The sequence below is a fragment of the Halomonas sp. BM-2019 genome (genome assembly GCF_017584085.1).
Genome location: NZ_CP071922.1, coordinates 2,300,276 through 2,306,529, shown reverse-complemented (window position 1 = coordinate 2,306,529; position 6,254 = coordinate 2,300,276). Strand labels below are relative to the sequence as shown.

Annotated in this window: 8 protein-coding genes and 1 pseudogene; 5 read left to right on the top strand and 4 right to left on the bottom strand. The window is 70.7% G+C overall.

The genetic code is table 11. From position 1 onward, the window contains the following. From J5F18_RS11460 to csiR, 3 genes are all read left to right on the top strand, one after another. Positions 1-899: MlaD family protein (locus J5F18_RS11460; RefSeq protein WP_346298759.1), on the top strand; the 899-nt coding region annotated here is incomplete at its 5' end. Beyond that, positions 896-1,516: an ABC-type transport auxiliary lipoprotein family protein gene (locus tag J5F18_RS11455; RefSeq protein WP_346298758.1), complete on the top strand. Its 621-nt coding sequence runs from the start codon at positions 896-898 to the stop codon at positions 1,514-1,516. The genes J5F18_RS11460 and J5F18_RS11455, both read left to right, overlap by 4 nt. A gap of 96 nt (positions 1,517-1,612) precedes the next feature. Next, the gene (gene csiR / locus J5F18_RS11450) at positions 1,613-2,302 is read left to right on the top strand and encodes a DNA-binding transcriptional regulator CsiR (RefSeq protein WP_346298757.1); all 690 of its coding nucleotides are present in this window, start codon (positions 1,613-1,615) and stop codon (positions 2,300-2,302) included. On the opposite strand, the gene sugE is transcribed toward csiR, so the two are convergent. Then, entirely contained in the window at positions 2,303-2,617 is a 315-nt protein-coding gene (gene sugE / locus J5F18_RS11445; RefSeq protein WP_346298756.1) for a quaternary ammonium compound efflux SMR transporter SugE, read from the bottom strand. Between the two features lie 268 nt (positions 2,618-2,885). Here sugE and J5F18_RS11440 point away from each other — a divergent pair, with 268 nt between their 5' ends. Continuing rightward, on the top strand, positions 2,886-3,095 hold the full coding sequence (locus tag J5F18_RS11440) for a hypothetical protein (protein WP_346298755.1): 210 nt from the start codon (positions 2,886-2,888) through the stop codon (positions 3,093-3,095). A 22-nt stretch (positions 3,096-3,117) separates the two neighbouring features. Here the strand turns inward: J5F18_RS11440 and J5F18_RS11435 are convergent, their stop codons facing one another. From J5F18_RS11435 to J5F18_RS11425, 3 genes are read right to left on the bottom strand one after another with little or no spacing between them, the layout of a single operon-like run. After that, on the bottom strand, positions 3,118-4,074 hold the full coding sequence (locus J5F18_RS11435) for a biotin-dependent carboxyltransferase family protein (RefSeq protein ID WP_346298754.1): 957 nt from the start codon (positions 4,072-4,074) through the stop codon (positions 3,118-3,120). Next, positions 4,071-4,796: a 5-oxoprolinase subunit PxpB gene (gene pxpB, locus J5F18_RS11430; protein ID WP_346298753.1), complete on the bottom strand. Its 726-nt coding sequence runs from the start codon at positions 4,794-4,796 to the stop codon at positions 4,071-4,073. Before pxpB ends, J5F18_RS11435 begins: the two co-directional genes overlap by 4 nt. Next, positions 4,793-5,548, bottom strand: a complete 756-nt coding sequence (locus tag J5F18_RS11425) for a 5-oxoprolinase subunit PxpA (RefSeq protein WP_346298752.1) — start codon at positions 5,546-5,548, stop codon at positions 4,793-4,795. Before J5F18_RS11425 ends, pxpB begins: the two co-directional genes overlap by 4 nt. 185 nt (positions 5,549-5,733) lie before the next feature. Here J5F18_RS11425 and J5F18_RS11420 point away from each other — a divergent pair. After that, positions 5,734-6,254: pseudogene (locus J5F18_RS11420) on the top strand (C4-dicarboxylate ABC transporter substrate-binding protein); the annotation flags it as partial.

The window sequence follows — 6,254 nt, the reverse complement described above, 5'->3', positions numbered from 1 at the left end:
CCGTCATCGCCGGCATCGCCGCCCTGGGCTTCGCGCTGTGGCTCGGCCAGGCCGCCACGGACCGCGAGGTGACCTACTACGAGGTCGGCTTCGACCGCCCGGTGGGCGGCCTGGAGACCGGCAACGCCGTGCTGTTCAGCGGCATCCGCGTCGGCGACGTCGCGGATCTGCGCCTGGACCCGGACGACCCGCGCCTGGTGCGCGCGCTGATCCGCATCGATGCCGACATCCCGGTGCGCGAGGACACCCGCGCCGGCCTGGCACTGGCCAACATCACCGGGAGCATGAACATCCAGCTGCAGGGAGGCAGCCCGGAGCGCCCGCGCCTGCGGGGGAGCCGCGACGACCCGCCGCTTATCCTGGCCGAGCCCTCCCCCCTGAGCTCACTGCTGGCCGACGGCGAGACCCTGATCACCGGCCTCAACCAGCTGCTGATCAACACCAATCGCCTGCTCTCCGAGGAGAACATGGACAAGGTCGACCGGATACTCGCCAACCTGGAGCAGCTGAGCGGCGAGCTGGCGGCGCGTAGCGGGGAGCTCGGAGCGGTGGTCGAGATCGCCGACCGGCTGAGCGAGGAGGCCGCCGCCCTGCTGCGGACGCTGTCGCAACTGAGCCGGAGTGCCGAAACCCTGGTCGACGCCGAGGGGCGTCAGGCGCTGGAGCGCGCCGGCCAGGCCATGGGCAACCTGGAGGCCATGGCGCGTCGCCTCGACGCCCTGCTGGATGACAACGAGGACGCCCTGGGCCGCGGCATGCAGGGGCTGGGGGACCTGGGCCCGACCATGCGCGAACTGCGCACCACCCTGGGCAACCTGGGCCGCATCACCCGCCGCCTGGAGGAGAATCCCGCCGACTTCCTGCTCGGCCGCGACCCCATCGAGGAGTTTTCCCCATGAGCCGCTGCCGTCGTCACGCCTGGCGAAGCCTGCTCCTGATGGCCCTGCTGGCGACGCTCTCCGCCTGCACCCTGCTGCCGGAGGGCAGCCCCGCCAGCATCCACCTGCTGCCGGCCGCCGAGCAGCCGCGCGCCGACGGGCCGACGCTGCCGACCACCCTGCGCATCGAGACGCCCCACGCCCCGACCCTCCTCACGGGGACGCGCATCCTGGTGATGCCGGAGCCCCATCGCCTCCAGGCCTACGAGGGGGCGCGCTGGAGCGACCGCACCCCGCTGCTGCTGCGCGACCGCTTCATCGAGGGCTTCCGCCAGCGGGGCCGGCTCGCCGCCACCTTGGATGACAACAGCCCGCTGGCCGCCGACGTGGCCCTGGTCACCGACCTGCGGGTCTTTCACAGCGAGTACATCGCGGGGGAGCCGGTGGCGGTGATCCGCCTGGACGCCAGCCTGGTGGACGAGCGTGATCGCCGCCTGCTGGCCACTCGCCGCTTCGAGGCGCAGGCCGCCAGCACGGGCACCGCCGTGACGCGGGTGGTGGAGGCCTTCGGGCGGGCCGGCGATAGCCTGACCGCCGAGCTGATCGACTGGACCCACGACACCCTGGGGAATCGCTGACGCCGCAAATACCGCCATTCCGGGCCAGTGGCGGCAATTATCATGAACAGCGATATTCGGCTATGATGTCGGCAAAAAGGCAGGAACGCAGGCAACATGGACAGCACCCCACCCCGGCAGAATCTCGGCATCAGCGCCTATCACTGGCTCAAGCAGGACATCATCCGCGGGGTCTTCACGCCGGGCGAGAAGCTGCTGATGAGCCGACTCAAGGAGCGCTACGACCTCGGGGTCGGCCCCCTGCGCGAGGCGCTCTCCCAACTGGTAGCGGAGCGCCTGGTGGTGGCCATCAGCCAGCGCGGCTATCGGGTGGCCTCCATGTCACTGGCCGAGCTGGCCGACCTCTATGATGCCCGCGCCCAGCTCGAGGGGCTGGTGCTGCGCCTGGCCATCGAACGGGGCGACGACCGCTGGGAGGCCGAGATCCTGGCCTGCGCCCATACCTTGGCCAAGGTGATGGAGGTCAACACCCCCGACGAGCTGCTCGACGTCTGGGACACCCGCCACAAGGCGTTCCACACCGCCATCGCCAGCGGCTGCCGCTCCCCCCACCTGCTGCAGGTGCGCGACAGCCTCTTCGACCAGGTGGAGCGCTACCGTCACCTCTGGCTGTGCGCGACGGTCTTCTCCGAACAGGCCCTCGAGCGCAAGCGTCAGGAACACGCCGCCCTGGTGGAGGTGATCCTCGCCCGGGACGTGGAGCGTGCCAGCGAGATGATGCGCGAGCACCTGATGACCCCGGTGCCGATCATCACCGAGGCCATGCGGCAGCGCGGCCTGGCCTGATCAACCGGCCAGCTTGAGCCCGACGAGCCCCGCCAGGATCAGCACCAGACTCAGCAGGCGCAGCGGCGAGGCGCTGTCGCCGTAGATCAGGATGCCCATCAGCACCGTGCCGATCGCCCCGATGCCGACCCAGACCGCGTAGGCCGTGCCCACCGGCAGCACCTTCATGGCCTGGGCCAGCAGGTAGAAGCTCGCCACCATGGCGAGCACGGTCAAGGCGCTCGGCAGCGGCCGGGTGAAACCCGCCGAGGCCTTCAGCCCCAGCGCCCAGCCGACCTCCAGCAGGCCGGCCACGACAACAAGAATCCACGCCATATCGATGATTCCAGTCAGGTCGGGGCCGTCCCCGCCGCGAAGGCGCGCTCCGGGTCGTCCCGGCCGCGAAACTCGAGCCGGGCATCCTAGCAGCTCGGGGGGGCTTTTCAAGGTCGCCCGCGCTGTCATACCGGCGTCACCGGCCGCTGCCAGAGTGGCGGATGACAGGGAAAGGCGGCTGGTGGGAAGCGTTAAGTGACAAAATGTAACTGCCGCCCTATGATGAAGAGACATCCCTCCCACGGACGGGCTCATCGGAGACGACACGATGCCTCATCTGCTGAGATTTTCCCGCGACCTGGAAGCCCGCCTCGATGCCCTCGTCGAGGCCACCGGCCAGGGCAAGGCCGCGTTGATCACCCGCTGCGTGGAGAGCGGTATCGGCACCCTGGAGGAGCGGCTGCTGCCGGGGCACCCCGCCGCGGTGGAGACCCGCAGCATCGACCAGGTGCTGCGCGAAAGCGGCCTCGGCGCCTGAACGCGGCCCCGGCGGACCGCGTTCAGCCGGCGAAGGTCGCGCGGAAGCGCCGGTGCTCGACCAGGGCTCGCTCCCGGGAGGCCGCCACCAGCCGCACCGCCTGTCCGGGAAGGCACTGGGCCAGCCGCGAGGCGGCCAGCGGCGTCAGCGCGCCCAGCCGCGGATAGCCGCCGATGGTCTGGCGATCGTTGAGCAGGGCGATGGGCTGGCCGTCCGGCGGCACCTGCACCGCCCCCAGGCCGATCCCCTCGGAGATCAGCGAACCGATCCGGCACTGCAGCCTGGGCCCGGTCAACCGCACGCCCATGCGGTCGGCGCGATCATCCACCCGCCAGAGTGTATTGAAGGCCCGATAGAGGCTCGCCCCGGTGAAGTCCCCGACCTGGGCACCCGGCAGCAGCGCCAGCCGGGCCGGCGCGCCATAGTCGATCCTCGCCGCCTCCGGTATGCCGCGCGCCGTCACTGACCCATCGGCCCCCTCCCCGACCGGCAGCCGATCTCCCTCGGCCAGCTTGCTGCCCCGAGTATCGAACCCGCCCAGCCCCTCGCGCACCACGCAGCTGACGCTGCCCAGCACCGATTCGGCGACAAAGCCCCCCGCCACCGCCAGATAGGCCCGCAGCCCCTCGATCGGCGTGGCGAAGGCCAGGGTCTGCCCCTCGCGAACCGCGACCGGTTGCCAGAGTGCCAGGGGTTCGCCCTCCAGGGTCGCCCCCAAGTCGGCTCCTGCCACCGCCACGCTCAGGTCGCGCTCGGCCACCAGGGTCAGCCCGCCGAAGGTGACCTCCAGCGCGGGAGTGCCCCAGGTGTTGCCCGCCAGATGGTTGGCCCAGGCCCAGCCGTGGAGATCGGCCGGCCCGCCCTGAGTGACGCCCAGGCGGCGCACGCCGAAGCGTCCGGCGTCCTGCAGCAGCGCCAAGGGCCCCGCTCGTTCGACGCGCAAACCGATAACGGTATACTTTCTGTTATCGCTACTCATCGCCCTGCCTCCATCGGGGTGGTATCGCCCCCCTGGGCCGCGAAGGCCTCGCGGGTCACCGGCACAAAGCGCACCCGGTCGCCCACCTGGAGCAGGCTGAAGCCCTCCCGGTCGCGGTCGAAGAGGCACGCCGCGGTGCGCCCCAGCAGGTTCCAGCCGCCGGGCGTCACCGCCGGATAGGCGGCCGTCTGGCGCCCGGCGATGGCCACGCTGCCCGCCGGCACCCGCCGGCGAGGGGTGTCGAGCCGCGGCACCTCCAGGCGCTCATCGAGCAGCCCCATGAAGGCGAAGCCGGGGGCGAAGCCCAGCGCGAAGACGCGATAGTCGGAGCCGGCGTGGCAGGCGATCACCTCCTCCACGCTCATGCCGGCATGGCGTGCCACTCGTTCCAGATCCGGCCCGACCCTCGGGTCGTACCAGGTGGGCAGCTCGTGGACCTCGCCCTGTGCGGCGCTCTCCTCCGGCGCCAGCTCGGCCAGCAGCGTCTGCAGACGGCGGCGGGCCTCCTCGGGGGGGAGCCGGAACGGGTCGAAGATCACCAGCAGGGTGGTATAGGAAGGCACCAGGTCGACCAGCGCCTCGCCGAAGGCCGCTTCGCAGCGCCGCGTCAGCGGGGTGATCCAGGCCAGGTTGGACTCCTCGATGCGCTCGAAGAGCCGCACCATCCAGCCGTCCAGGCCGGCGGACTCCAGCCGCGGCAGCCGTGCGCCCTCCCCGCTCACGAGTCGCTCCGCAGCGCGTTCAGGGCCTGGCGGATCGCCCTCACCGCGGCGATGGACTCGGGGTTGTCGCCGTGCACGCAGAGGGTGTCGGCGGCCAGCACCAGTTCGCTGCCGTCGATGGCGGTGAGCGGCTGTCCGGAGGCGATGCGCCGAGCCTGGTCGACGATCACCTCGGGGTCGTGGTGCACCGCTCCGGGTTCGCGGCGCGAGACCAGCCGCCCCTCACCGTCATAGGCCCGGTCGGCAAAGGCCTCGAACCACAGGGTCACCCCCTGCTCCTCGGCCAGTTCTCTCGCGGCCGAGGTATCCCGGGTAGCCAGGGTCATCAGCGGCAGCGCGGGGTCGAAGGCGAGGATCGCCCGCATCACGGCGGTCATGGTCTCGGGATCCCGGGCCATGTCGTTGTAGAGCGCCCCGTGGGGCTTGACGTAGCTCAGCTCGAGCCCCTCCGCCCGGCACATGCCGTAAAGGGCCCCCAGCTGGTAGAGCACCAGGTTCTCGATCTCCTCGGGCGAACAGGCCAGGGAGCGACGCCCGAAGCCGACCAGATCGGGGTAGGCGGGGTGTGCCCCGACCCGCACCGCGTGCTCGCGGGCCAGGCGCACGGTGCGGCGCATCACATCGGGATCCGAGGCGTGAAAGCCACAGGCCACGTTGGCGAGATCCACGTGGGGCATCACCTCGTGATCCCTCCCCATCACCCAGGGACCGAAGCTCTCGCCCATGTCGGCGTTGAGTAGCAGTGTGTTCACGTCGACCTCCTGATGCCGTCTCGATTAGGGAAACGTATCACACCCGCGCCCTGGGCTTCGGGCCGCGACGCTGCAGGCCCAGCGTTTAGGCCCAGTCGATCCTCGGCCCGGGCGGCATTCCGGGCAGCTGCTAGGCTTCGAGGTGTCCTGCCCCCTCAACCAGCATCCCCCAGGAGGAGTGCGAGATGAGTCCACGTCGCTTCACGCCGCTGCTGATCCCCCTCTCGGTACTGGCCATCGCCGCTACCGCCCAGGCCGCCGAGTGGAACATGGCCACCCCCTACGGGGACGCCAGCTTCCACACCCAGAACGTCAGGCAGTTCGCCGAGGACGTGGCGGAGATGACCGAGGGTGCGCTGCGCATCAACGTCCACAGCGGTGGCTCGCTGGTCGCCCACGGCGAGATCAAGCCCTCCGTGCGTCGCGGCACCATCGAGGCGGGCGAGATCTTCCTCTCGACCCTCTCCAACCAGAACCCCATCTTCGAGATCGACACCCTGCCCGGCGTGGCCGGCGGCTACGAGGAGGCCATGGCGCTGTGGGAGACCACGAGGCCCAAGATCACCGAGCTGTTCACCGCGGAGGGCTTGAAGCCCCTCTATGCCGTGGCCTGGCCCGCCCAGGGTCTCTACACCCGCGACGAGATCACCGACCCGGCCCAGTTCGAGGGCCTGCGGGTCCGCGCCCCGAACATCAACACCCAGCG